Here is a 25,197-nt window from a genome sequence, read left to right on the forward strand (position 1 = left end):
GACACGGCTACCATCGGTTGTTGGATCATTGCGCCGGGCGATCGGGGTGCGGGTACCTGCTCGGCGCGGCTGAACTCTGGGCGCGGCCGGACACAACTCGGCCACCAGCACACTGCCGCCCATTGTCATTGCGGTCTGGCCTTGTAAGTTATATGCGTTGCGTTGGCTCAGTCGCACGCGTGGGGAGAGGTGGACGTGTCCGAGTGGGATCCGGCTACGGACGCCGAGGTTGCGATGCGCGATGCGTTGCGCACCGACGACCAGGAGTCCTATTTCCGCATTCTCGCCGGTGTCGACCTTCTGTTACCGGTGTCAGCCGACGCGTTAGCGGGTCTGGCGCCGCTCGGTTGGGGCACCTGGAGCACAGGCGGACGCACCCATGTGCTGGCGTTCACCTCGCAGGAGTCGTTGCACGCCTGCCTCTCCGACTACACCGGCTCGTCGCGCCGGGTTCCGTACGCGGAACTCGCCAACACGTGGCCGAACCTGGAGTGGTGGCTGGCGGTCAACCCCGGTCTGCCGATCGAGGGGTACCTGCCGGCCTGGTTCGTCGCGCAGCTCGCGCGGGGTGACCTGAGGCTCCCCACCCGGGGGCCGGGCCGTGAGGTGCACGGCACTTCCAAGATTCAGGAGCTCGGTGCGGCCGCTCTGGCGGCCAGCCGTGGCACTGAGGGCCCAGGTGGGCCCACCTATGACTCGCAGACGCCGGCCGCTGCCGCCGCGTCCGGCTATCCGGCCTACCCCGCCGGTTCGTCACCGGGTGGTCCCGGTGGCGGCCAGCAGGCGCCGCAGCCGGGTCCGGCCCAGCCCGGGCGGAACCCGTCCGGGCTGCCGCAGCGTGGTGCCCAGCCGGTTGCGGCGGGTGCCGCGCAGTTCAGCCCCGGCGGAGCGCCCGGTCTGTCGCAGTTCGGTCCGGGCAGCGTGCCCGGCGCCGCGCCGTACGGTTCCGGTCCGGCGCAGTTCGGTCCGGGTGCGGCGCCGCAGTCGCCGGCCGGTCAGTCCAGTGGGCTCCCGGCGCGTGCGCAGGGCGGGACTCTGGCCGCCCGGCAGGGCATGTCGTCCGGTCTGCCGGTGCGGACCCCGACTCCGGCCCCGGCCGAGCAGCAGCTTCCGGCGTCCGGCAACCCGGCCGACCAGGTGCCGGCGGCGTACCAGTCGCCCACCATTCCTCGTGACTTCCCGGGCTCGCCCGCTCCGGTGTCCCCGGCGCAGCCCACTCGTGGCACCTCGGGCAGTGGCATGGCCACGCCGGGGTGGCATTCGGACTCGGTGCCCTTCGGGCCGGAGAACGACCCGCGCGGGCCGCTGCAGGACCTGGGCGCGCCGTTGCCGGTGCGGACCCCGATGGCGAACACGCCGCCGGTCCCGGAGCACGTCCAGCCGTATGACCCGGCGGAGGCGCTCGTCGACCAGAGTTGGGCGGTCGGCACCGGCCGTAACCCGAACGTGGGCGCCGGTCCGGCTCCCGCGTCCCCGGCCGGTCCGGGCGCGAGCCCGTTGCCGACCCGGGGTGGCGTCGAGCCGCTCCCGACCCGGGGTGGTCTCGACCCGCACGCGCCGGCACCGGCCGCAAACCCGCTGCCCAGCCGTGGCGGCGACCTGCCCAGCCGTGGCGGGGATCTCCCGAGCCGTGGCGGGGATCTCCCGAGCCGTGGTGGGGATCTCCCGAGCCGTGGTGGGGACCTGCCCAGCCGTGGTGGGGACCTGCCTGGCCGTGGTGGGGCTGATCTGCCGCGTCGGCGGCCCGGGCAGACTGCCGGGGCCAGCCAGACGACGTCGTTCTCCGGGTTCACCAACGCGCGGACCAACCCGGTGCCTCCCGAGGCGCCGAGCTTCCCGCAGGGCCCGGCCTCACCGCAGGCAGCGGCCGCGCAGACGGCTCCGATGAGCGCGCCGCCACTTGCCGCACCGGCCTCGAGCGCTCCGTTGCCCGGCGCGCCGGGCAACGGGCTGCCCCGCCGTCAGGTGACACCGGCGTCGGAACGTCCGTCGTCGATGGCGGCCGCGGCGCAGGCGCTCACCGGTGGGCACACGCCGGCTCCGGACCCCGGCCTCGCCCAGCGCGAGGTCTCGGCGGCGGATCGGTTCGGTCCGTCCGGGCCGGCGCCGACACTGCCGCGCTCCGACTCCGGCCTGGCCGGTGGTGACCGGACGGCGCAGGGTGGCCGTCCCGGCCTGCTCCCGCCGGTGATCCCGGGTGCGCCCGGCGCTGACCGGGGACCGGGTCACGGCGGGTTCGCCGCTCCGGCGTCCGGCGCTCCGGCTCCGGGTTATGGCGGCGCCGGCTCGGCTGCCGACTTCGTGCCCGGTTTCGGGCCCGGTGCTCCGGGCAGCCCCGTCTCCGGCTCTCCTGCCGCTCCCGGCAGCCCGGCGGGCTACGGCTCGCAGGGCGGCGCCGTGGAGGCGTACGCGGCACCCGGCCCGGCCTTCGGCATGCCGCCGCAGGGCAGCCCGGCGTCGGCGTACGCGAACCAGGCGTACGCGACACAGATCCTTCCGTTGCCGTCCACGGTGACGCCGGCCGCGGTCGCGCCCACCTCGGGCGCCTCGGGTCTCGGTGTCGCGGGTTCGGCGACCGGCGGAGCCGGCGGCGGCCACGAGAACTTCGTGGCGGCCAACGACACCGAGCGGGAGCTGCAGGACGCCGCGGACACCGGCAACACCGACGTCTTCCTCTCCACGCTGCTGCTGGCCAACGTGCTGGTGCCGGTGGCGCACCACTCCCGGCCGGGCAGCGCGCCCGGCGAGTCGGGCTTCGCGTTCCAGCCGGAAGAGGTCGAGGGCGAGAAGTTCCTGATCGTCTTCACCAGCAAGGACCGGCTCTCCGAGCACTTCGGCGAGCCGACCCGCACGGTGGGCGTCCGCTTCTACGAGCTGATCCGGAACTGGCCCGACCCGCACTGGTCATTCGCGGTCAACCCGGGTACTCCGGTCGGCGCGAAGTACCCCGGCGCGCAGATCATCGCGCTGGCCAACTGGGCCACCGAGGCCGGTCTCGGCGCCGACCCGATCGACACCCCGTCGACCGAGGAGACCGCCGCGCCGGTTCCTGCACCGGAACCGGCCAGCGACGAGACCCAGCACGCGACGGTCATGCAGAAGACGATCGCCGCCGAGCAGGTCGACTACTACCTGGACCGCGGGTACGACCGGGTGGCCGGGTTCGTGCACCGGGCGTCCGAGGTCGAGCATCTGCGCACGCCGGCCGAGCTGTTCGGCGCGCTCGGGCTCAACTACGACTCCTCGCCGTTCCAGGCGGACGCCAAGGAGGCGTTCGTGCTGCGCTGGCCGGCCTTCCGGCCCAGCCTGTACCGGATCCCCTACGGCGGGCAGAACGAACAGGCGCTGCGCGCGATGGACGGCTGGGTGATCGAGCGGCCGCCGTTCCGGGGCAACGGGTTCGCACCGGGCGAGAGCCGTGACGTGGTGGCGGAGTTCAAGGTGGACAGTGTTCGGCTGCCGCACGGCGCGCAGCTCTGGCGCCTCGACGCGGACGGGAACGAGCGCATGTTGGCGATCTTCGACGCGGACGGGCCGCTCTGGCGCCGGGTGGGTGAGCAGTGATGCGCGACGGTTACGTGGTGACCTGGCAGGGCCAGGAGTACGACGCGGTGCCGGACCGCGACCAGGTCCGAATCTACGCGACCGCACCGGCCGAGGGCTTCAGCGAGGTCAAGCCGGGCCGGTACGTGCGGGTGCTGAACGCCGACGAGTACGACGAGATCGCCTACGTCCGTACCGTGTGCACCTGGCGCGGCGAGCCGTTCATCGTGCTCGCCGAGGCGGACACCTGGCTGCGGCTGGAGTACACCGGCGGCCGGGCCCCGGTGGCCCGGCAACTGGGCCTCGAGGAGTTCGACTACGGGGTCTACCAGGGGTGGGCCCCGGCCGGCGAGATCCGCGACCGGTCCGAGCACCGGGTCTGATCAGGCCGGCGTCTTCAGCCAGCGCAGGATCTCCCCGGTGACCACGTCCGGCGCTTCCTGGTGCAGGAAGTGGCCGGCGCCGGGGATCAGGCGCCATTCGTACGGCGCGGTCACGTAACGGCCGGAGCCCTGGGCGGTGCGCGGCAGGATCGCCTTGTCCAGGGCGCCGTGCAGTTGCAGGGTGGGCATGCTGAGCGGCTGCTGCATCAGCTTGACGAACCGGTACCCCTGCAGCCGGAGCGCGCTGCGGGCGACCCAGCGGTACGCCTCGAGCGCGCAGAACGACGCCTGCGGGATCTGCATCGCCTGGCGGCACCGGTACGAGTAGTCGGCGAACTCCGGGGTGGCCGCCCACTCCGGGCTGCTCCAGTGCTCCATCAGCTCGCCGATCAGGGCGGCGTCGTCCTTGGTGAGCACATGTTCGTACCGTGGGACTTGGAATTTGAGAATGGCGGCGGACGCGGAGAACTGGCCCCGCGGATCGGCGAACAGCGCGGCCCGCAACCGCAGCGGGTGCGCCGCACCGAGCACCACCAGGCGGTTCACCATCTTCGGGTGGAATGCGGCGGCGGCCCAGCCGACCATGCCACCGGCGCCCGCCCCGACGATCGTCGCGGAGCGTTCGCCGAGGGCACGGATCAGGCCGGTGACGTCGGCGGCCATCGTGTAGCCGTCGTAGCCGCGTGGCGGCTTGTCACTCGCGCCGTAACCACGAAGGTCGATGGCGGCGGCGCGGAAGCCGGCGTCGGCGACCTGGGTCATGATGTCGTGCCAGGCCCACCAGAACTCCGGGAAGCCGTGCAGGAAAAGGACGAGCGGTCCGGCGCCCGCCTCCACCACGTGGAAGCGGCTGCCGTTGGCACCGACGAAACGGTGGGTCCACGGCCCCTCTTCCAACACCACCGACTCGTCCATGCGGCCAGCCTATGCTCCGCTGTCACGGGCGACGCGAGGCACTCGTGAACCGATTCGGGATCATCCGATCGGTTGCGCCTCGGTCATCGCCATCAGGTCGCCCGGACCGCAGTAGATCTTCAGCAGGGTGGTCTCCAGCTTGACCTTGACCCGATCGCCGGCGGTCAGCTTGATGCCGGCGGCGGAGTAGAGCGCGTACTTGGTGCCGTCGTCGGCCGTGAGGCCGTAGCAGGGGCCGGAACCGCCCCGGGTGACGTTGCCGGCCACCCAGCCCTTGTCCGGGAGGTTGTCGGTCGGCTCACGGGGCGGCGCGGTCGGTTTGGTGAGGGTCGGCAGTGCGCCCGGACTTGTCGACTCCGAAGCCTCCGGGACCGTCGTGGACGGTGCGCCGCCGGCCGACGGCGCGATGCCGGAGGGCGCAGCGGGTGCGGAGCCGGAGGGGGCCACCGAGGCCGGAGCGGGCGACGCCGACGAGGAGGTGCCGCCGGTGCTGCCGCATCCTGCGGCGAGGGCCCCGATGGCTACGGCGATGCCGATTCGGTACGTGTGGTGACTGCGCATCAGATCATCCTTCCGGCGCGGAGCGTCAATGGTGGGACGAATCGCGGCGCGCGTCGGTTCCCGAGTTTCGTGACGGAAAAGGGGCAGCGCCCGGGGAGTAGGGTCCCCGGGCGCTGCTGGTGGTGCGGTTCGAATCAGTACACCGCGACAGTCATCGAGGTGCCGAGCTGGCCCAGCACCGCGATCTTGACGCCGACCGCCGGGAGCTTGACACCCGCGTTCGGAGTCTCGTCGTAGTAGTACTTGTCCTTGTCGCTGAAGGTCGGGTCACCGAACTGCGGCTTGATGACCGACTTCGCGCCGTTCAGGTGCAGGGTCATGCCGTCCGTCGGGTACAGGCCGAACGGAGCGTCGTACACCTGGACCCGGGCCCGCCACGGAACACCGGTCGGGTTGATGCTCGGCTTCGGGTGCGCGTCGATGATGAGGTTGCGACCCGAGCCAGGGTGCTCGTTGGTGTTGTTGTCGACCTGGGAGGTGTCCCAGTACGAGATCAGCAGACCGGTCTGGTAGTTGTAGTGCTCCACCCAGTCCGGCTTGGTGCTCGCCCACCCGAAGTTGTACGGGCCGGTCGCCAGGTACTTGTCGTACGAGGTGTAGCTCCGGTAACCCGCGATGTAGTAGTTCGGGAAGTCGCTGGTGCTGGTGGAACCGACGATCGTGAAGCCGGCCGCGGTCCACGTCGAGGTGCCCTCGGCGCCGTCCGTCGAGATGACCGTGCCGTCGGTGGTGACCGTCAGGTCGTCGCCGAAGAAGCCACCCTCGGAGACGCCACCGTCGGTCACGTAGTGCAGGCGGAACTGGATCGCCTTGCCGGCGTACGCGTCGAGCGAAACCTCGATCGGCTTCCACGCGTTGTCGGACGAGCCGGTGATCGCCGGGCTGCCGCTGCCGTCCTTGACGAACGGCTCGCCGCCGACGGTGCCGTCCAGCTTGGTCCAGTTGGCGCCGCCGTCCGTGGAGGCCTCGGCGTACAGGTAGTCGTAGTCCTCTTCGATCGCGTACCGGCCCTGGAGCGAGACGCTCCCGGTGGTCTTCCCGGTCAGGTCGATCGCCTTGGACAGCGACACGTTCAGGTCGTCCGCGTTGCCGGAGTAGAACTGCTTGGCTCCGTCGAACGGCGCGCCCAGATCGGTGGTCACCTTCTTGTCCGGAAGGTTCACCACCAGAGCCTGCTTCTTGTCGGAGTTGTACTCCTGCGGGCCGAGCTTGACGATCTTCTTGGTACCGGCCTTGACCGACTCGTAGTTCAGCCAGCCGAGCTGCAGCTTGTTCCACGCGCCGAGGTCGCCCGGCCGAGTGCCGATGCCCTTGTCGGTGGCGGCGCTGAGACGGCTCTGCGCCATCAGCGTCCAGTACTCGTTGCTGTTGTCACCCAGGCCGCTGGTGTCGTAGTCGTCCGGGAGGCCCAGGTCGTGGGTGTACTCGTGGACGAAGACGCTCAGGCCACCGTTCTCCGGCTGGATGGTGTAGTCGCCGACCCAGATGCCGGACGTGCCGATCTGGGCGCCACCGAGCTTGTTGTCGGCCGGGCCGGTACGACCGGCGTCGGTCGAGTACGCGTACCAGCGGTGACTCCAGACGGCGTCCTCACCCTGGGACGGGTCACCGTCGGCCTGGTCGCCGCCGGAGTGCACGATCTGGAAGTGGTCGAGGTAACCGTCGGGCTCGTTGAAGTCGCCGTCACCGTCGAAGTCGTACCGGTCGTACTTGTCGTACTGCTGCAGGTCGGCCTTGATGGCGGCGTCGGACATGCCGGACGCCTTCTTGTCGGCGTACCACTGCGTGACGGCGTCGTTGACCAGCGCCCACACGTTGGTGCAGTTGCTGCTGGCGCAGACGGCCGGGTCGTCGCCGTTGGCGTCGGTCGGGTTGTCGTTCGACCGGCCGTACCGGGCCTCGTTGTACTTGACCTTGACCCAGTCGGAGACCTCGCCGTCGACGCTGTAGCGCCCGGACGACTGGGTCTCGAAGTAGGTCTTGACCGACTCGGTGTTCTTGCCGGTGCCGAAGTACAGGTTCCGGAAGTACTCCGGGGTGTAGTCGGCCTGCCAGATGGTGGAGTTGTCCAGCTTGCGGTCCGGCGCCGGAATGGCGTTGTGCAGCGGACCCTCGAAGGTCGTCGGCCCCGCGGTCGCCGTCGTCGTGTCCTGGTCCGGGAACGACGGGTGCCGCTCGTTGCCGAACTCGGTGAGGATCACGAAGATCTTGTCGGTCTTCTCCCGAGCCAGCTCGACGTACTGGTTCTTGCCCGGGTGGCCGAAACCACCGTTGCCGTACGTCTTGCCCAGGTTGACGATCTTGCTGCCGTTCCGGGTCTCCACCTTGGACTCGCCGCTGACCACCTGGGAGACAGCCTCTTCGCGCAGCGCGCGACGCTTCTCCTCGAGGGGGTTGGGCAGGTCATCGACCGGGGCGTTGTCCCCGGACTGTGCCACCGGAGCCAGATCCGCCGGCGGGGCCGCCACGGCCATCGCCGGAGCCATCGCTCCGACGGTGGTCACCATCACGGCGCCGAGTAGTCCCACGACCACCTTGCGCACTACGTTTACCTCCGTTTTAGCGGCTGAGCGTGGTGTGCCGCGCCCAGCGTCAAACGGCCCCGGGGTTCGGGACTGTAGGTGAACGTATGCAAACGAACCGATGTTCGGGGATCGTGCAGCGTATTGATGACCAACAGTTATCTGATATGGCCAGGCCATAACACGATAGTCGGCATAAAGGACAAAAAAGGCTGGTGGTGCAGGGTGCACCACCAGCCCTAAATCGGTCAGGATCAGTCTTCGGACTTGGCCGAATTCATTCCGGACGAGATCAGGTCCATCACTGCCGAGTCCTGCAGGGTGGTGACGTCGCCGAGTGAACGGTTCTCCGCGACGTCCCGCAGCAGCCGCCGCATGATCTTGCCGGAGCGGGTCTTGGGCAGCTCGGTGACCAGCATGATCTGCCGCGGCTTGGCGATCGGGCCGAGCGTCTTGGCCACGTGGTTGCGGAGCTCCTTGATCAGCTCCTGGCCGGCCTCGCCCTCGGTCACCACGTTGCCGCGCGGGATGGTGAACGCGACGATCGCCTGCCCGGTGGTCGGGTCGGTCGCGCCGACCACCGCGGCCTCGGCCACCGCCGGGTGCGACACCAGCGCCGACTCCACCTCGGTGGTGGAGATGTTGTGGCCGGAGATCAGCATGACGTCGTCGACCCGGCCGAGCAGCCAGAGCGCGCCGTCCTCGTCCTTCTTCGCGCCGTCACCGGCGAAATAGACCCACTTGTCGCCGTTGCCGGCGCCGGCGCCGAAGCGCGACCAGTACGTGTCGATGAACCGCTTGTCGTCGCGCCAGATGGTGCGCAGCATCGACGGCCACGGCTCGGTCAGCACCAGGAAACCGCCACCGCCGTTCGGCACCGACTCGGCCTGGTCGTCGACCACATCCGCGCTGATGCCGGGCAGCGCGGTCATCGCCGAACCCGGCTTGGCCGCGGTCACGCCGGGCAGCGGCGAGATCATCACGGCGCCGGTCTCGGTCTGCCACCAGGTGTCGACGATCGGGGTGCGCTCGCGGCCGACGTGCTCCCGGTACCACATCCAGGCCTCGGGGTTGATCGGCTCACCGACGCTGCCCAGCACCCGCAGGGAGGACAGGTCGTACTTGGCCGGGATGTCGTCGCCCCACTTCATCATGGTGCGGATCAGCGTCGGGGCGGTGTAGAGGATCGACACCTTGTACTTGTCGACGATCTGCCAGAAGCGGCCGCGGTCCGGGGTGTCCGGGGTGCCCTCGTACATCACCTGGGTGGCGCCGTTGGAGAGCGGGCCGTAGACGATGTAGGAGTGGCCGGTCACCCAGCCGATGTCGGCGGTGCACCAGTAGACGTCGGTCTCCGGCTTCAGGTCGAACACCGCGTTGTGGGTGTAGGAGGCCTGGGTCAGGTAGCCGCCGGTGGTGTGCAGGATGCCCTTCGGGTTACCGGTGGTGCCCGAGGTGTAGAGGATGAAGAGCGGGTGCTCGGCCTCGAACGGCTGCGCCTTGTGCTCCGGGCTGGCCTGCTCGACGGTCTCGTGCCACCACTTGTCCTTGTCGGTCCAGGCGACCTCCTGACCGGTGCGCCGGACCACCAGCACGTGCTCGATGCTCGCGCAGCGGGCCACCGCCTCGTCCACGGTGGGCTTGAGCGCGGACGGCTTGCCGCGACGGTATCCGCCGTCGGCGGTGATCACGACCTTGGCGTCGGCGTCGTTGATCCGGGTGGACAGCGCCTCCACCGAGAAGCCGCCGAACACCACGCTGTGCGTGGCGCCGATCCGGGCGCAGGCGAGCATGGCCACCGCGGCTTCCGGGATCATCGGCAGGTAGATGGCGACCCGGTCGCCGGCGACGACCCCCAGCTCGGTCAAGGTGTTCGCGGCCTGCGAGACCGATATCAGCAATTCCGCGTACGTGACGGTGCGGGTGTCGCCCGGCTCGCCCTCCCAGTGGATGGCGACGCGGTCGCCGTTGCCGGCCTCGACGTGCCGGTCCACGCAGTTGTACGCGACGTTCAGCTCGCCGCCGACGAACCACTTGGCGAACGGCGGGTTGGACCAGTCCAGCACCTGGTCCCACGGCTTCGTCCAGCTGAGCCGTTCGGCCTGGCGCTCCCAGTAGGCGAGCCGGTCGTCGGCGGCCTCCTGGTATGCCTCGGCTGTCACGTTGGCGGCGGCCGCGAGGTCGGCGGGCGGCGGGAACTGCCGCGTCTCGGAGGAGAGATTCTCCAGGGTTTCGCTCATGAGGGCGGCTCCTCTTGCCTGACCGGGGGTCTCTACGTTGCACATTAGTTCTGGGCGGTGGCTCCGGCGAAGAGTTGCGCAGTGGATGCGCGCTCGACGGTGCCATACGCGCGCTGAATGACGCTCGCGTGATCGGTACTGCGCGAATCTTGCCATTTCCACTCGTGTTTGTGCACCCCGTGTTTCCACCGCTTTACCGGTTACCGTGTTCGGGTGGATCCACTAGCACCCTTGCTCGAGCTCGCTGATGTCGCTCCGGCCCTGGCCGAGGCCCGGGAGAGCGTCGACGCCGCCATGCGGCACCGGGCCCTGCGCCGGCACGGCGGTCAGGTCGCCGCCGAGGCCAGCCTGCGCGCCGCGGTCGCCAGCGCCGCCCTGGAGGGCAACAAGTACGAGCTCGACGACGTCCGAGCCGGCACCGTCACCGACCCGGTCCTGCAGGGCGCCCTGCGGGTGGCCGAGGGGATCGGCGGCCTGGTCGACCTCTGGCCCCGCGCGCCCCGTCAGGTCCTGGCCAAGCTGCACGTGCTCGCGGCCGGTGGCGTGGTGCCGGCCGAGCACCTGGGCCGGCTCACCGGCGGTGCCGAGCGGATCGACGCGCTCGCCGGGCTGGTGGCCGGCAACGAGGAGACCCCGCCGCTGGTGCTCGCCGCGATCGTGCACGCCGAGCTGATCACGCTGCGCCCGTTCGCCGGGCCGGCCGGGGTGGTCGCCCGGGCCGCCGCCCGGCTCACCCTGATCGGGCGCGGGTTCGATCCGCGCGGCCTGGTCGCCGTCGAGCTGGGCCACCTCGCCCGGGAGCCGGAGTACGTCGGATCGGCCGGCGCCTACGCGACCGGGACGCCGGACGGGGTGCGCTCGTGGCTGCGGCACTACGCGTCGGCGATCACGGCCGGCGCGCAGGAGATCACCACGATCGGTGACGGAGTATTGGCAACCGTCTGACCTCTGATCAATTCGCCGTCGCATAATTTCGGGGTGGCTGACAACTGGGTGCGTCCGTACGAGCCCGGCCCCGGACGGTGGCTCGTCATTGCCTGGGAGGCGTTCGCTCTGGCGATGCTGACCTGGGCCACGATCCGGCAGTTCGACCTGATGGGACACGGCTTACGGGTGGTCGCCTGCCTGCTCGCCGCGGTCTGGGTGGTCGGCGCCTGGCGGATCCTGCAGCTCGGTGTGTACGTGAGCCCGGAGGGCGTGCTGGTCCGCGGGCTGGTGCGCTCCCGGGCGATGCGGTGGCGGGAGATCGCCGGGGTGCGGCTGCACCGGTCGACCCACCGGCTCGGGCCGTTCGAGATCGAGAACGGGAACACGGTGCTGCTGGAGCGGGTCGACGGCGCGACGGTGAACACCGAGCTGTGGGAGAAGGGGATGGACTTCCACACCCGGCCCAAGGTCTTCCGAGCCGTCTACCAGGAGATCCGCAAGCGGCACCAGAGCGCGGCCTCCGGCACCGCCTAAATCCGCTCCGGGGAACGGAGAGGGGCCGCGGTCCGCGAAATCGCGGGCACCACGGCCCCTGCCACTCCTGCGCGTCCATTCCGGGTTAACAAGCGTGCACCTGGGTCGTTGTCGACAGTCCGGCGGCCTGGTGGCGATGATCCCCGTGGAGGCGGAAGCACCACCTGTGGCGCAAGTCCCGTCGCAACGTGCCTGCCGTGGCTGATCGCGCGTGGGTTCCCGGTGGCCGTGCACGGGTCCGATTTTCGGTGACTCCCGATCCTCGTTGCCCCGCGATTCATTTCTACGCCGGTACCGGCTTGATCACCAGGTATCAGCCCGGCAAATCTGGCGTTTCACTATTACTCAGACCAATGGCATTTGTGCTGGTCGTTGCGTTGCGCCCGCCGGGCGGCCTCATGGGCGGGACTCGGCTCGTAGCCTACGGACGGGCGCTGGGTATTCGTACCGTAAAAGGACGGTCGTGCGGAAAAGCGGTCCGGAGGCGTGATGGGCGGTTTCGGTCAGGCGACCGCGGCGCGGGCGCGGCGGTGGCGACCGTAGAGGGCGAAGCCGATCGCGACGCCGACACCGACACCGAGAGCCGCCGCGGCGACCGGGACGGCCGGGCGGTCCCGCAGGCGTTTGCCGAGGGCGATCGGATGGCGGAACTCCAGCACCGGCCAGGAGCGTTCCAGGGCGGCGCGGCGCAGAGCGCGGTCCGGGTTGACGACGCTCGGGTGGCCGACCGCCTCGAGCATCGGCAGGTCGCTGCTGGAGTCGGAGTAGGCGAAGCACTGGCTGAGGTCGTAACCACGGGCGGCGGCGAGCTCGTTGATGCCGACGACCTTGGCCGGGCCGGCCGAGTAGAACTCCACCTGGCCGCTGTAGCGCCCGTCGACGATGGCCATCCGGGTGGCGATCACGTCGGTGATGCCGAGCAACTCGCCGATCGGGCGGACCATCTCGTCGCCGGACGCGGAGACCAGCACGACGTCGCGGCCGGCCGCCTGATGCTCCGCGATCAGCGCGGCAGCCTCGGCGTAGACATACGGATTGATCAGCTCGTTGAGCGTCTCGGCGACGATCTGCTGCACCTGCTCGACCCGCCAGCCCTTGCAGAGGGCGGCCAGATAGTCGCGGGTGCGGGCCATGGCCTGCTCGTCGGTGCCGCCGCCGAGCCGGAACATCAGCTGGGCATAGGCGGACTTCACCACATCGCGCCGGCTGATCAGGCCATCGCGATAGAACGGCCGTCCGAAGGCCAGAGCGCTGGACTTGGCGATGACGGTCTTGTCGAGATCGAAAAAGGCGGCGCTGGGGCCCACGGGCCGAAAGTGTAGCCGCAACCCGCTCGGTGGCGGGCACCCGTTCGCCGTGACGCGCAGTGAAAACGGTCAGACGGGCAGGGACCTTGCAGTGAGTCACATTTCAGTACTCGACGGCTGCCTCAGACTGAGGCAGACTTGTGTTTGCGACCGGGAATAGTGTTGTTACCGTCGCGTCCCGTGAACTCGTTGAGCCGGCGTCGGTGAGTCAGCGTTCAACGATATGCGCTCGGTGACTGCGCCCCCCGCGGTCATCCGAGTTGATTCGGCTCGACCCCCCCCGGAGCCGAATCCCAGAACGGCCCCCGTCTCCCCCGACGGGGGTCGTTCCCTCTTCAGGCGCTTGCCGCGCGGTCCGGCGCGGTCTCCCACTGGGGCGCGCCCGCCTCGGCGAGGCCGAACAGGTCGGAGAGGCCGGTCACGGCGAGCACCCGGCGGAACGGCACGCTCGGGTTGACCACCACGAATCGGACATCGCGCTCGGTCGCGGTCCGGTAGCCGTCGATCAGAGCGCCGAGGCCGGTCGAGTCGATGAAGGACGCATCCCGCAGATCCACGTAAACGGTCGGCGGCGGTCCGTCGGCGATCACGTCCCGGAGGCCGTCGGCCACCTCGTCGGCGTTGGAGAAATCGATCTCACCAACCACCGTGACGGTGACCGTGCCGTCATCCGCCAGGGCGGTCCGGATCGAGCTGTCCATGTCGAATCTCCCGATCTGTGTCGGGACAACATACCCAACACCCGCCGATCCACTCCGCGCCCGGATACCAGATCTCGGCGTCCCGGCGGAGTTATCCACAAGCTGCGGAGTTGTCCACAGCCGGGGCGGCGGCGATTGCCCGCGCCGGGCCGGGCCGGGAGTTTGGGCGGGCCCGAACCGCCCGCCGCTGGGAGAAGACGATGCCCCTGCCGCCCCGCCCGCTCCTGATCACCGCCGACGCCGACCTGCTCGACGACCTGCTGCGGCTGGCCGCCGCCGCGGGCAACGAGGTCGACGTGGCGCCCGACCCGATCGCCGCCCGCCCCCGATACCTGCCCGCGCCGGTCGTCCTGATCGGCGCCGACCAGGTCCTGCCCGGCCTGCGTGCCCGGCTGCCCCGCCGGCCCCGGGTGATCGTGGTGGCCCGGGGCGCGCCCGGCGACGAGATCTGGTCGGCCGCCGAACCGCTCGGCGCGGACCACGTCGCGGTGCTCCCGGACGCCGAACCCTGGCTGGTGGAACAGCTCGACGGCCGCCCGCGCCCGCCCGCGGTCTCCCGCACCCTCGCGGTGATCGGCGGCCGGGGCGGCGCCGGGGCGAGCATCCTCGCCGCCGGGCTCGCCCGGATGTCCGTCGACGCGGGACACCGCACCCTGCTGATCGACGCCGACCCGCTCGGCGGCGGGCTCGACCTGGTCCTCGGCTGGGAACGGGTGAACGGCCTGCGCTGGCCCGGTCTGGCCGGCGCCGGTGGCCGGGTGGATCCGCCCGCCCTGCTCGACGCCCTGCCCCACCGCGGTGACCTGGTGCTGCTCTCCTTCGACCGGGACGAGCTGCCCGGCGTGCCGGCCGAGGCGATGGCGGCCACCCTGGACGCCGCCCGCCGCGGCCGGGACGTGATCATCGCCGACCTGCCCCGGCAGCTCGACGACGCCGCGGTACTCGCGCTGCAGGCCGCCGACCGCACGCTGCTCGTCGTACCGGCCGAGCTGCGCGCCACCGCCTCGGCCGCCCGCACGCTCGCCCAGGTCCGGCCGCACTGCGAGGACGTCGCGGTGGTGGTGCGCGGGCCGGCGCCCGGCCGGCTGCGGCCCCGGGAGATCGCCGACACGCTCGGGGTGCCGCTCGCCGGGACGCTGCGCCCGGAACCGTCGATGTGCCGGGAGCTCGAACGCGGCACCGCGCCGACCACCGGCGGGAAGGGGCCGCTCGCCGACCTCTGCCGGCGGCTGGTCAACGAGCTGATGGGCACCCGGGCGGTGACGGCGTGAGCGTGGTGGACCGGGTACGGCGGCAGTTCGCGTACGAGGGGGTGGAGGCGACGCCGGCCGCGGTGGTGAGCGCGGTGCGCCGGGAGAACGGGGTGCTCGGCGACAAGGCGGTGCTGCGCCTCGCCGACCAGGTGCGGGACGAGCTGATCGGGGCCGGGCCACTGGCGCCGCTGCTCGCCGACCCGTCGGTCACGGATGTGCTGGTCAATGGCGCTCAGGTCTGGGTGGACCGGGGCGCTGGTCTGCAGCGGGCGGCTGTTCGGCTGGGGGAGACCGCGGACGTACGGCGGTTGGCACAGCGGCTGGTGGCGGCGTGCGGGCGGCGGTTGGACGACGGGCAGCCGTACGCGGACGCCCGACTGCCGGACGGCACCCGCCTGCACGCGGTGCTGCCGCCGGTGGCGACGCAGGGGCCGTACCTGTCGTTGCGGACGTTCCGGCAGCGGCCGTTCAGCCTGGCTGACCTGGTCGCGCACCGGACGGTGCCGGCCGTGGTGGCGCCGGTGCTCGAGGCGGTGGTGGGGGCGCGGCTGGCGTACCTGGTCACCGGTGGCACCGGCAGCGGCAAGACCACGCTGCTGGCGACCCTGCTCGGGCTGGTGCCACCGACCGAACGGATCGTGCTGGTCGAGGACGCGGCCGAGCTGCGGCCGGTGCACCCGCACGTGGTGGCGCTGCAGGCGCGTACCGCGAACGTGGAGGGCGCCGGCGCGGTCGGGCTGACCGACCTGGTCCGGCAGGCGCTGCGGATGCGACCGGACCGGCTGGTGATCGGCGAGTGCCGGGGCGCGGAGATCGTCGACCTGCTCGGTGCGCTGAACACCGGGCACGAGGGCGGCGCCGGGACGCTGCACGCCAACGCGGCCGGCGACGTGCCCGCCCGGCTGGAGGCGCTCGGGCTGCTCGGCGGGTTGCCGCGGGCGGCGCTGCACGCGCAGGTGCTGGCGGCGCTGCAGGTGGTGCTGCAGGTCCGGCGGAGCGGGGGTGGCCGGGCGCTGGAATCGGTGAGCGTGCTGCTGCCGTCCGGGGTGGAGCGGGTTCCAGCCGTGGTGTCGGCCTGGGATCGGGACGGCGGCGTGGGGCCGGGGGCCGGAGTGCTGGGCCGGATGCTGCGGGACCGCGGGATCGAGGTGCCGTCGGTGCTGGGGGCGACGTGATCGGGGTGGTGGTCGCCTGTCTGGCCGGGTGCGTGGTGGTGATCGCTTGGCCGGGGGCGGGAGTGCTGGCGCGGCTCGGCGGGCCGGTGGTCGCCGGGGACGGGGCGCGGCGGGCGGGGGCTGGTGATCGCGTTCGTGCCGTTGTCCGGGCTCTTGCTCCGGACCGGCGGGCGGTGCTCGGGGTGGCCGGTGTCGTCGCGGTGCTGGGGCTGGTGCTGGGCGGGCCGGTGGCGGCGCTGGTCGGGGCGGTTTATGCCGGTCTAGGGATGAGTGAGTGGGTGCGCCGGGCCCGGCGCAAGCGGGCGGCGGCCGGCCGGGCGGCGGCGTTGGACGGGTTGGCGGCGCTGGTCGCGGATCTGCGGGCCGGGCTGCCGCCGGCGCTGGCGGCGTCGTCGTCCGGTTCTGTTGCGACCGGGGCTGTCGGATCTGTCGGGACGCTGGACGGGGATGGGCGGGTTGCCCGGCTGACCGGGGCGGTGTGGCGGCTGGCGGAGCACACCGGGGCGCCGGCGGCGGACCTGCTGGAACGGATCGAGACGGATGCCCGGGCCGCGGATCGGGCGGCGGCCTCGGCGGCCGCCCAGGCCGCCGGAGCGCAGGCGACGGCGTTGCTGCTCGCGGCTTTGCCGCTGGGCGGAATCGGTCTTGGATACGCGATAGGCGCGGATCCGCTGCAGGTCCTTCTGGGTACGCCGGTGGGCGCGGCCTGTGCGGTCGCCGCGGTGCTGCTCCAGTGCGGTGGGCTGCTGTGGGCGCAGCGCCTCGTGAGCGGGCCGCGCTGATGGGGACGTCGTGCGGTGCGGCGTGCGGAGCCGCGGCCGTGCTGCGGCCGGGTGGGCCGGTGCGGGTGCCGCTGCGGGAGTGCTGCGTGGCCGCGCTGCTCGGAGCCCAGGCATCGGCCAGCGTGTGCCAGGCGTCGGACCGTGTGTTCCGTTCCGTGGTGGCGTCCCCGCCGAAACGCCGTGGCGAGACGAGGGCTCGGTGATGGCCCGCTCGCCGGGTGAGCGGCGGACTCAAGTGCTGCTCGGGGTGCTCGTCGCGGTCGGGGTGGCCGGGGTGATCGGGAGCTGGTGGGGCGTACCGATCGGGGTGGGTGCGGGGATCGGGACCGAACGCTTCCTGCGCCGGCGGGAGCCCGCCGAGGTCCGGCGGGAGCGCCGGGAGGCGCTCGCCGACCTGTCACTCGGTGCGGACCTGCTGGCCGCGGCGCTACGAGCGGGCGCGCCGGTGGACCGGGCGGCGGCCGCGGTGGCCGACGCGCTGGACGGGCCACTCGGCGCACGGATGCGGCGGACCGCCCGGTCGTTGCGGCTCGGCGCGGGACCGGCCGAGGCCTGGACCCACCTGGCCGACGTGACCGGCGCCGAACGGCTGATCGCCGCGGCGGTGCGCTCCAGCGCCAGCGGCGGCGCGCTGGCCGGCGCCCTCGAACGGCTCGCCGGTGACCTGCGGGCGGACCGTTCGGTCGCGGCCGAGGCAGCCGCCCAGCGGGCCGGGGTGCTGATCGTGCTGCCGCTCGGGCTCTGCTTCCTGCCCGCCTTTCTGCTCGCCGGCCTGGTGCCGGTGCTGGTCGCCGTGCTCGGCGACGTGCTGTGAAACCCAGGGTGCGGCGCCGGGCCGCGCCCCCAGTCGAGGAGGACCACGTGCATCAACTCGTCGCAGCGTTCCGGCGTCTGCGTACCGAAGCGGCCGACGCCGGCATGAGTACCGCGGAGTACGCGGTGGGCACGCTCGCCGCCGTCGCCTTCGCGGGCATCCTGTTGAAGGTGGTGACCAGTGCCGGCGTGCAGAACGCGCTGTCCGCCCTGATCACCAAGGCTCTGAAGTGATCGGGGTCGTGGCGTGAGGGTGCGCCGGCGGCCCGGCCGGGACCGGGGGTCGTTCACCGCTGAACTCGCGGCCGGGCTGCCGGCGCTCATGGTGTTCCTGTTCGCCGGTCTCACCGCGGTCACCGCGGTCCTGACCAAGGCGGAGTGCCTGGACGCCGCCCGGGAGGCGGCGCTGGCCGAGGCCCGGGGCGACTCGGGAGCCGCGGCGGCCGGACGGATGGCACCGGACGGCGCCGAGATCCGGCTCAGCGGTGACCGGGAGAGTGTTACCGCGACAGTGTCCGTGCGGGTCAGCGTGCTCGGCGCGGACCTGCCCGGCGCTTTCACGGTCACCGGCACCGCCGTCGCCGCCCGCGAACCGGACCTCACCAGCCCGGGCTTGAAATGACCGGCCCGGCCGCGCGGCCCGAGCCCGCGACCGATTTCGCCCACTGGCTGGCCTTGTCGCCCGAGCCCGCGACCGATTTCGCCCACTGGCCGGCCTTGTCGCCCGATCCTGCGACCGATTTCGGTCATGGGTCAGAGCGGGGAGCGGCGTCGATCTTTGTGTTGGCGGTGGGGTTGTTGCTGGTGGCGGCGGGGATGGCCGGAGCCATGGTGGTGGCCGCCCGGGTGGCTGGGCACAGCGCGCGCAACGCCGCGGATCTGGCCGCGCTGGCCGCGGCCCAGCATGCGATCGAGGGGTCGGGGCCGGCTTGCGCGGCCGCTGCGCGCTACGCCGCCGCGAACGGCGCGCGGCTGGCGGCGTGCCAGGTCACCGGCTTGGAGGTGGTGGTCCGGGCCGAGGTCCCGGTCACCTCGCTGGCAGCCGTCGCCACGGCCGCCGCCCGAGCCGGCCCGGTCACCGCCGCCGGCTCGTGAGGGGTTACGTGGGGACTTTCGGCGCGCTGCGCGCCGAAAGTCCCCACGTAGTTGTTGTGTCGCGGTTGTGTGGGGAGTTTTGGTGCGCTGCGCGCCGAAAGTCCCCACGTAGTTGTTGGGCTGGGGTTGTGTGGGGAGTTTTGGTGCGCTGCGCGCCGAAAGTCCCCACGCAGTTCGGGTGGCGGTTATGCGCGGGGGTGGGGGACGGCGGGGTGGGAGTGGGTGGGTTCGGTGGTGGGTGGGAGGGCGGCCAGGACGGTGGTGAGGACTTGGACGGCGCCGGGTTTGTCCAGGGGGTTGTTGCCGTTGCCGCACTTCGGGGACTGGACGCAGGACGGGCAGCCGGTCTCGCAGCCGCACGATGCGATCGCTGAGCGGGTCGCTTGCAGCCACTCGGCCGCGGTCGCGTAGGCCCGTTCGGCGAAGCCGGCGCCGCCGGGGTGGCCGTCGTAGACGAAGACCGTCGGGGCCTCGGTGTCCGGGTGGTTGGCCGTGGACAGGCCGCCGATGTCCCAGCGGTCGCACGTCGCGATCAGCGGGAGCAGGCCGATCCCGGCGTGTTCGGCGGCGTGCAGGGCGCCCGGCACGTCGGCCCATTCCACCCCGGCGGCCGCCAGGGCCTGCGGGGACACCGTGAACCAGACCGCGACGGTACGCAGTTCCCGCACCGGCAGGTCCAGTGGCTTCGTGTCGATCACCTCGCCGCTGCCCAGGCGTCGCCGCTGGTACGACACCACCTGGTTGGTCACGTCCACCTCGCCGAGGAACAGGCCGACCGGGCCGGCGTCCACGGACGAGCGCACCGACACCACCGACAGCTCCGTGACATCCCGCGCCTGGGTGGTCCAGTCCGGCTCCTCCTGGTGCACCAGCGCGATGGCGTCGTCCAGGTCCAGCTCGTCCACCAGGTACGTGACGCCCTGGTGCAGGTGGACCGCCCCCTCGTGCAGCATGGCGTGCGACGACCCCTGATCGACCGTGCCGAGCAGCCGCCCGGTCGCCGCCTCCACCACCGAGACCGGAGCCCCGCCGGTGCCGCGCAGGTCCACGTCGGGCCGGCCGCGATGGGTCCAGTACCAGCCGGACGGCCGCCGCCGCAGCACACCCTGCTCGACGAGTGACCGGATCGCCTCCAGGGCCGGAGCGCCACCGAACAGTGCGAGATCATTCTCGGTCAGCGGGGCTTCGGAAGCGGCGCAGCAGAGTTGCGGGCCGAGAACGTACGGGTTGGCCGGGTCCAGCACGGTCGCCTCCACCGGCCGGCCGAACAGCGCCTCCGGGTGGTGCACCAGGTACGTGTCCAGCGGGTCGTCCCGGGCGATCAGCACCGCGAGGGCCTCCCCGCCGGCCCGTCCCGCCCGCCCGGCCTGCTGCCACAGCGACGCCCGGGTTCCCGGCCAGCCGCAGATCAGTACGGCGTCCAGCCCGGCCAGGTCGACGCCGAGCTCGAGCGCATTCGTCGAGGCCAGCCCGAGCAGCTCGCCGGAGAGCAGCGCCCGTTCGATCCGGCGCCGGTCCTCGCGCAGGTAACCGCCCCGGTACGCGGCGACCCGGTCGCCCAGCCCGGGCACCGCCTCGTCCAGGGAGCGCCGGGCGATCGTGGCGACCACCTCGGCGCCCCGCCGGGAGCGGATGAAGGCGAGCGTCCGGGTGCCGGCCACCACGGCGTCGGTGAGCAGATCCGCGGTCTCCCGCAACGCCGACCGCCGGATCAGCGGCTCCTCCCCGGCGGCAAGGTCAGCGCCGGCGGTCCGAGACGCGAGGCCGGTGCCGGCGGAGGAAGAACGGTCGGGGGAGGACGGCGGGAGCAGGGGCGGCTCCCAGAGCGCGAACGTCACCGGCCCGCGCGGCGACGCGTCGTCGGTCACCGCGCTCACCGGCACCCCGGTCAGCCGGGACGCGCTGCCGGCCGGATCACCGGAGGTCGCCGAGGCCAGGATGAACGTCGGTGAGCTGCCGTACCGGGCCGCTGTCCGTCGCAGCCGGCGCAGCACGTGCGCGACGTGCGAGCCGAAGACGCCGCGGTACGCGTGGCATTCGTCGATCACGACGTACGAGAGGCGGCGGAAGAAGACCGCCCACCTGGCGTGCCCGGGCAGCAGGCTGTGGTGCAGCATGTCCGGGTTGGTGAGGACGAACCGGGCGTGCTGGCGGACCCATTCCCGCTCCTCGCGCGGGGTGTCGCCGTCCAGGGTGGCCGGGCGAACGCCGTCCAGGCCGAGCCGGGTCAGGCCGCGCAGCTGGTCGGCGGCGAGCGCCTTGGTCGGCGAGAGGTACAGCACGGTGGCCTTCGGATCGCCGGCCAGCGTGGTGAGCGCCGGGAGCTGGTAGGCCAGCGACTTGCCGGAGGCGGTTCCGGTGGCCAGCACCACGTGCGTACCCTGCCACGCGAGGGTGGCGGCGTCGGCCTGGTGGTCCCACGGTGCGGTGATTCCCTGTCGCACGAAGGCGTCACGCACTCCGGCGTCGGCCCACGACGGCCAGGCCGACACCCGGCCGGCGCGGGCGGTGACGTGTTCGATGTGGGTGATCGGCGACTGGGCCGCGGCACCGCTCCGGGCACGTAAGCGATGGAGCAGCTCAGCGGGGCCGGAAGCGGTGGCAGTCACGCCATGCACTCTGACACCGCAAAGGCGTCCCGCCCAAACAGCGGATGCGGTATGCGCCCGGCCCCAAAAGGGTAGGACGGTGGGTGCCACGCGTCGCCCGATGCCGGTCGGTGGTTAGATTCGCGGGGGAGATCAGGGAGGAGGACCGATGGAGCTGTCGCTGGCGACTCGTACCGTCGCTGAGCACACGGTGCTCGAAGTCGGTGGCGAGGTTGACGTTTACACCGCTCCTCGGCTGCGTGAGCGGTTGATCGAGCTGGTCGACGCCGGGGCTCGTGACGTGGTGGTCGATCTGGAACGGGTCGAGTTCCTCGATTCCACCGGGCTCGGCGTGCTTGTCGGCGCGCTGAAACGACTACGCACCGCACAGGGCACGTTCGGCCTGGTGTGCGCGAAGGAACCACTTCTCAAGATTTTCCGGATCACCGCGCTGGATCAGGTGTTCCCGATTTTCCCCACGGTCGAGGCCGCCACCGAACGCACCGGCAGCGGTCCAGCTTCGTGATGGCGACTGTTCGGTTGTCCTTCTCCCCGGCTCCGGTGCACGTGCGCACCGCCCGGCTGGTCGGTGTCGCGGTGGCCCGGCGGGCCGGGGTCGACGAAGGCCTGCTGGACGAGGTGCGCCTGGCGATCGGTGAGGCCTGCACGCGTGCGGTGGCATTGCACCGCCAGTACGGCCTGGCCGACCTGGTCACGGTGGAGATGTCCGACTCGGGGTCGTACACCGTCCGGGTCATCGACCATGCTCCGATCGAGGCCAGCATCGGTCTCACCAAGCTGCCGCCGGACGAGCTGGCCGCCGAGTCGCTGACCGAGGACGCGCTCACCACAGGGGTGGGCTTCGCGCTGCTGGCCGGGTTCGTCGACGATCTGCAGGTGCGACCGGTCGAGGACGGGCCGGGCACCGAGGTCCGGATGGTCTGGCCGGTCACCCGACGCTGATCGTGCCCTGATCGTACGAAATAGATCTTTAAGGCCGCCCCCGAGGGCGGCCTTTTCGTTTCGGCGTGTGTAGCCCGAAGATCTCTGTTCCTGACCCTATCCTCAATTCGGGCATTTCGCCCAATATTCGGAACCGGGTGCTGTCAACGCCCTGGCCAGGGAAAAGATCAACCCGCGCCGATATGTCCCGTCCGCCGGTCTAACACAGCGGTAAACATCATCGCGACACGGCCGGGTCGCCATGTGACGATCGCCACGCCAGACCTATACAGTACGCGAGTTGTCAGCTACTGCTGGTCCCGCGTCCGCGGGTCTGGTTGGTCGTCCCCGGCTCCCCGGGGAACGCGCCCACAGGTCACGTCCACCTGTCGGGTGCGGTCGGTGCGTGTAGGAGGACATTGATGTCCGGGACCTCGATAGACCTCGCCGCCGAGGGTGGCGGAGTGTCCCTGAGCGGATCCAACGTCACATTCGTCATCGTCGCGCTGGTGTTCGCCCTGATCGCTCTGGGCTTCGCCGCGATGTTCGTCCAGTCGGTGCTGCGCGCCGGCCGGGGTACCGCGAAGATGCAGGAGATCGCCGGCGCCGTGCAGGAAGGCGCGTCGGCATACCTGTTCCGGCAGTTCAAGACGCTCGCCGTGTTCGTGGTGATCGCGGTCGTGTTGCTGTTCCTGTTGCCGGTGCACGACACCGACAACGAGACCTGGGTGAAGATCGGGCGCTCGCTCTTCTTCGTCGTGGGCGCGGTGTTCAGCTCGTTCATCGGCGGTGCCGGGATGGCGCTGGCCACCCGGGCCAACCTGCGGGTCGCCGCGGCGGCCAGTGAGGCCGGTGGCCGGGAGACCGCGATGGGGATCGCGTTCCGCACCGGTGGTGTGGTCGGCTTCCTCACCGTGGGCCTGGGCCTGTTCGGTGGGGCGCTGGTGGTGCTGATCTTCTCCAGCGACGCGCCGACCGTGCTGGAAGGCTTCGGCTTCGGCGCCGCCCTGCTCGCGATGTTCATGCGGGTCGGTGGCGGCATCTTCACCAAGGCCGCGGACGTCGGCGCCGACCTGGTCGGCAAGGTGGAGAAGGGCATTCCCGAGGACGACCCGCGCAACGCCGCGACCATCGCCGACAACGTGGGCGACAACGTCGGCGACTGCGCCGGCATGGCCGCGGACCTGTTCGAGTCGTACGCGGTGACTCTGGTCGCCGCGCTGATCCTGGGTCAGGCCGCGTTCGGCCAGGACGGCCTGATCTTCCCGCTGATCGTGTCCACGATCGGCGTGGTGATCGCGATCCTGGGCGTCTTCATCACCCGGCTCCGTCCGTCCGACCGCAACGGTCTGACCGCGATCAACCGGGCGTTCTACATCTCCGCGGCGGTCTCGGCCGTCGCGGTCGGCGTGGTCACCTTCCTCTACCTGCCGAACAGCTTCGCCGGGTTCAACGACGCCGGCATCGCGCCGGAGATCGTGGACAGCGGCCGCAACCCGCAGTGGGTGGCGATCGGCGCCGTCGTGATCGGCATCGTGCTGGCCGCCGCCATCCAGGCGCTGACCGGCTACTTCACCGAGACCACCCGGCGTCCGGTGCAGGACATCGGCAAGTCGTCGGCGACCGGCGCGGCCACCGTGGTGCTGGCCGGCATCAGCGTCGGCCTGGAGTCCGCGGTCTACTCGGCGCTGCTGATCGGCGCCGGCGTGTACGGCGCGTTCCTGCTCGGCGGCACCTCGATCACCCTGTCGCTCTTCGCGGTGGCGCTGGCCGGAACCGGCCTGCTCACCACGGTCGGCGTGATCGTGGCGATGGACACCTTCGGTCCGATCTCGGACAACGCGCAGGGCATCGCCGAGATGTCCGGTGACGTCGACGAGAAGGGCGCGCAGATCCTCACCGAGCTGGACGCCGTCGGCAACACCACCAAGGCGATCACCAAGGGCATCGCGATCGCCACCGCGGTGCTCGCCGCGACGGCGCTGTTCGGGTCGTACACGAACACCCTGGCCAGCTCGCTGGCCGAGGCCGGGATCGCCGGTGACCAGGTGCAGAACCAGATTCTGAACCTGCTCAACATCTCCAACCCGCGCAACCTGGTCGGCCTGCTGATCGGCGCCGCGGTGGTGTTCCTGTTCTCCGGTCTGGCGATCAACGCGGTGTCCCGTTCGGCGGGCGCGGTGGTCATGGAGGTCCGGCGGCAGTTCCGCGAGTTCCCCGGGATCATGGATTACACCCAGCGTCCCGAGTACGGCCGCGTCGTCGACATCTGCACCCGGGACGCGCAGCGTGAGCTGCTCACGCCGGGTCTGCTGGCGATCATGGCGCCGATCGCGGTCGGTTTCGGCCTGGGCGCGGGCGCGCTGGCCGCGTACCTGGCCGGCGCGATCGGCACCGGCACGCTGATGGCGGTCTTCCTGGCCAACTCCGGTGGAGCCTGGGACAACGCCAAGAAGCTGGTCGAGGACGGCGCGTACGGCGGCAAGGGTTCCGAGGCGCACGCCGCCACGGTCATCGGCGACACCGTCGGCGACCCGTTCAAGGACACCGCGGGCCCGGCCATCAACCCGCTGCTCAAGGTGATGAACCTGGTCTCGCTGCTGATCGCCCCGGCCGTGGTGGCCTGGAGCATCGGCAACGAGGAGAACACCCCGCTGCGGGTGAGCATCGCGCTGGTGGCGTTCGCGATCGTCACCGCCGCGGTGATCTGGAGCAAGCGCAAGCCGATCTCCATGGGTGAGGACGCGGACACGGCGGTTGCCGCCGGTGCCGCGGACACCGCCAAGGCGGCTCAGGAAGCACGGCACGACGACGCCGCCGCCCAGTCCCGGATCAAGGACAACGTGGGCTGAGCGAGGTCTGTCCACAGGCGGGCACCCGGCGATTGCCGGGTGCCCGTCGGCGTTGCCGGTATCG

At 71.5% G+C, this 25,197-nt stretch carries 21 protein-coding genes; 14 read left to right on the plus strand and 7 right to left on the minus strand.

The features are described from left to right. Positions 1-195 precede the first annotated feature (195 nt). Positions 196-3,564 carry an SseB family protein gene (locus tag Apa02nite_RS52550; RefSeq protein WP_239164395.1) on the plus strand — a complete coding sequence of 1,123 codons (3,369 nt, stop codon included), beginning with the start codon at positions 196-198 and terminating at the stop codon, positions 3,562-3,564. After that, a complete protein-coding gene (locus Apa02nite_RS18920; protein ID WP_067687853.1) occupies positions 3,561-3,926 on the plus strand; it encodes a UCP033725 family protein in 366 nt (121 codons plus the stop codon). The genes Apa02nite_RS52550 and Apa02nite_RS18920 overlap by 4 nt, the downstream gene beginning before the upstream one ends. On the opposite strand, the gene Apa02nite_RS18925 is transcribed toward Apa02nite_RS18920, so the two are convergent. The 4 genes from Apa02nite_RS18925 to acs form a co-directional block, all read right to left on the minus strand. Continuing rightward, positions 3,927-4,841: an alpha/beta fold hydrolase gene (locus tag Apa02nite_RS18925; protein WP_203826168.1), complete on the minus strand. Its 915-nt coding sequence runs from the start codon at positions 4,839-4,841 to the stop codon at positions 3,927-3,929. A gap of 60 nt (positions 4,842-4,901) precedes the next feature. After that, positions 4,902-5,402, minus strand: coding sequence for a hypothetical protein (locus tag Apa02nite_RS18930; protein ID WP_239164396.1), 501 nt, complete (start codon positions 5,400-5,402; stop codon positions 4,902-4,904). Positions 5,403-5,536: 134 nt separating this feature from the next. Further along, positions 5,537-7,930 (minus strand): immune inhibitor A domain-containing protein, encoded by a 2,394-nt coding sequence (locus Apa02nite_RS18935; protein ID WP_373872997.1) that lies wholly within the window; start codon positions 7,928-7,930, stop codon positions 5,537-5,539. A gap of 248 nt (positions 7,931-8,178) precedes the next feature. Beyond that, positions 8,179-10,164: an acetate--CoA ligase gene (gene acs / locus Apa02nite_RS18940; RefSeq protein ID WP_203826169.1), complete on the minus strand. Its 1,986-nt coding sequence runs from the start codon at positions 10,162-10,164 to the stop codon at positions 8,179-8,181. A gap of 213 nt (positions 10,165-10,377) precedes the next feature. Here acs and Apa02nite_RS18945 point away from each other — a divergent pair, with 213 nt between their 5' ends. Then, positions 10,378-11,109 carry a Fic family protein gene (locus Apa02nite_RS18945; RefSeq protein WP_373872981.1) on the plus strand — a complete coding sequence of 244 codons (732 nt, stop codon included), beginning with the start codon at positions 10,378-10,380 and terminating at the stop codon, positions 11,107-11,109. Between the two features lie 33 nt (positions 11,110-11,142). Next, complete coding sequence (locus Apa02nite_RS18950) at positions 11,143-11,625, plus strand: PH domain-containing protein (protein ID WP_203826171.1); 483 nt, start codon at positions 11,143-11,145, stop codon at positions 11,623-11,625. Between the two features lie 503 nt (positions 11,626-12,128). On the opposite strand, the gene Apa02nite_RS18955 is transcribed toward Apa02nite_RS18950, so the two are convergent. Beyond that, positions 12,129-12,932 carry an HAD family hydrolase gene (locus Apa02nite_RS18955; protein WP_067687863.1) on the minus strand — a complete coding sequence of 268 codons (804 nt, stop codon included), beginning with the start codon at positions 12,930-12,932 and terminating at the stop codon, positions 12,129-12,131. 335 nt (positions 12,933-13,267) lie between these two features. Beyond that, entirely contained in the window at positions 13,268-13,633 is a 366-nt protein-coding gene (locus Apa02nite_RS18960) for an STAS domain-containing protein (RefSeq protein WP_203826172.1), read from the minus strand. Positions 13,634-13,833: 200 nt separating this feature from the next. Here Apa02nite_RS18960 and ssd point away from each other — a divergent pair, with 200 nt between their 5' ends. The 7 genes from ssd (at position 13,834) to Apa02nite_RS18995 (ending at position 18,751) form a co-directional block, all read left to right on the plus strand. After that, positions 13,834-14,904 carry a septum site-determining protein Ssd gene (gene ssd, locus Apa02nite_RS18965; protein WP_203826173.1) on the plus strand — a complete coding sequence of 357 codons (1,071 nt, stop codon included), beginning with the start codon at positions 13,834-13,836 and terminating at the stop codon, positions 14,902-14,904. Then, positions 14,901-16,061, plus strand: coding sequence for a TadA family conjugal transfer-associated ATPase (locus Apa02nite_RS18970; RefSeq protein WP_203826174.1), 1,161 nt, complete (start codon positions 14,901-14,903; stop codon positions 16,059-16,061). Before ssd ends, Apa02nite_RS18970 begins: the two co-directional genes overlap by 4 nt. Beyond that, positions 16,058-16,843 (plus strand): hypothetical protein, encoded by a 786-nt coding sequence (locus Apa02nite_RS18975; protein ID WP_239164397.1) that lies wholly within the window; start codon positions 16,058-16,060, stop codon positions 16,841-16,843. The genes Apa02nite_RS18970 and Apa02nite_RS18975 overlap by 4 nt, the downstream gene beginning before the upstream one ends. A 79-nt stretch (positions 16,844-16,922) precedes the next feature. Next, complete coding sequence (locus tag Apa02nite_RS18980; protein WP_373872998.1) at positions 16,923-17,657, plus strand: type II secretion system F family protein; 735 nt, start codon at positions 16,923-16,925, stop codon at positions 17,655-17,657. Between the two features lie 77 nt (positions 17,658-17,734). Then, on the plus strand, positions 17,735-17,890 hold the full coding sequence (locus Apa02nite_RS18985) for a DUF4244 domain-containing protein (protein ID WP_275412495.1): 156 nt from the start codon (positions 17,735-17,737) through the stop codon (positions 17,888-17,890). 13 nt (positions 17,891-17,903) lie between these two features. Continuing rightward, a complete protein-coding gene (locus Apa02nite_RS18990; protein ID WP_373872982.1) occupies positions 17,904-18,278 on the plus strand; it encodes a TadE family type IV pilus minor pilin in 375 nt (124 codons plus the stop codon). Then, positions 18,275-18,751 (plus strand): Rv3654c family TadE-like protein, encoded by a 477-nt coding sequence (locus Apa02nite_RS18995; RefSeq protein ID WP_203826176.1) that lies wholly within the window; start codon positions 18,275-18,277, stop codon positions 18,749-18,751. The genes Apa02nite_RS18990 and Apa02nite_RS18995 overlap by 4 nt, the downstream gene beginning before the upstream one ends. A gap of 185 nt (positions 18,752-18,936) precedes the next feature. Here the strand turns inward: Apa02nite_RS18995 and sftH are convergent, their stop codons facing one another. Beyond that, positions 18,937-21,360 (minus strand): DEAD/DEAH box helicase, encoded by a 2,424-nt coding sequence (gene sftH, locus Apa02nite_RS19000; RefSeq protein WP_373872983.1) that lies wholly within the window; start codon positions 21,358-21,360, stop codon positions 18,937-18,939. Positions 21,361-21,508: 148 nt separating this feature from the next. Here sftH and Apa02nite_RS19005 point away from each other — a divergent pair, with 148 nt between their 5' ends. The 3 genes from Apa02nite_RS19005 (at position 21,509) to Apa02nite_RS19015 (ending at position 25,133) form a co-directional block, all read left to right on the plus strand. Further along, complete coding sequence (locus tag Apa02nite_RS19005; protein ID WP_067693084.1) at positions 21,509-21,865, plus strand: STAS domain-containing protein; 357 nt, start codon at positions 21,509-21,511, stop codon at positions 21,863-21,865. Then, entirely contained in the window at positions 21,862-22,302 is a 441-nt protein-coding gene (locus tag Apa02nite_RS19010) for an ATP-binding protein (protein ID WP_067693086.1), read from the plus strand. The genes Apa02nite_RS19005 and Apa02nite_RS19010 overlap by 4 nt, the downstream gene beginning before the upstream one ends. Before the next feature lie 401 nt (positions 22,303-22,703). Continuing rightward, positions 22,704-25,133 carry a sodium-translocating pyrophosphatase gene (locus Apa02nite_RS19015; RefSeq protein WP_203826178.1) on the plus strand — a complete coding sequence of 810 codons (2,430 nt, stop codon included), beginning with the start codon at positions 22,704-22,706 and terminating at the stop codon, positions 25,131-25,133. The last annotated feature ends 64 nt before the right edge of the window (positions 25,134-25,197 follow it).

The organism is Actinoplanes palleronii, assembly GCF_016862315.1.
In the GTDB taxonomy this organism is placed as follows: Bacteria; Actinomycetota; Actinomycetes; order Mycobacteriales; family Micromonosporaceae; genus Actinoplanes; species Actinoplanes palleronii.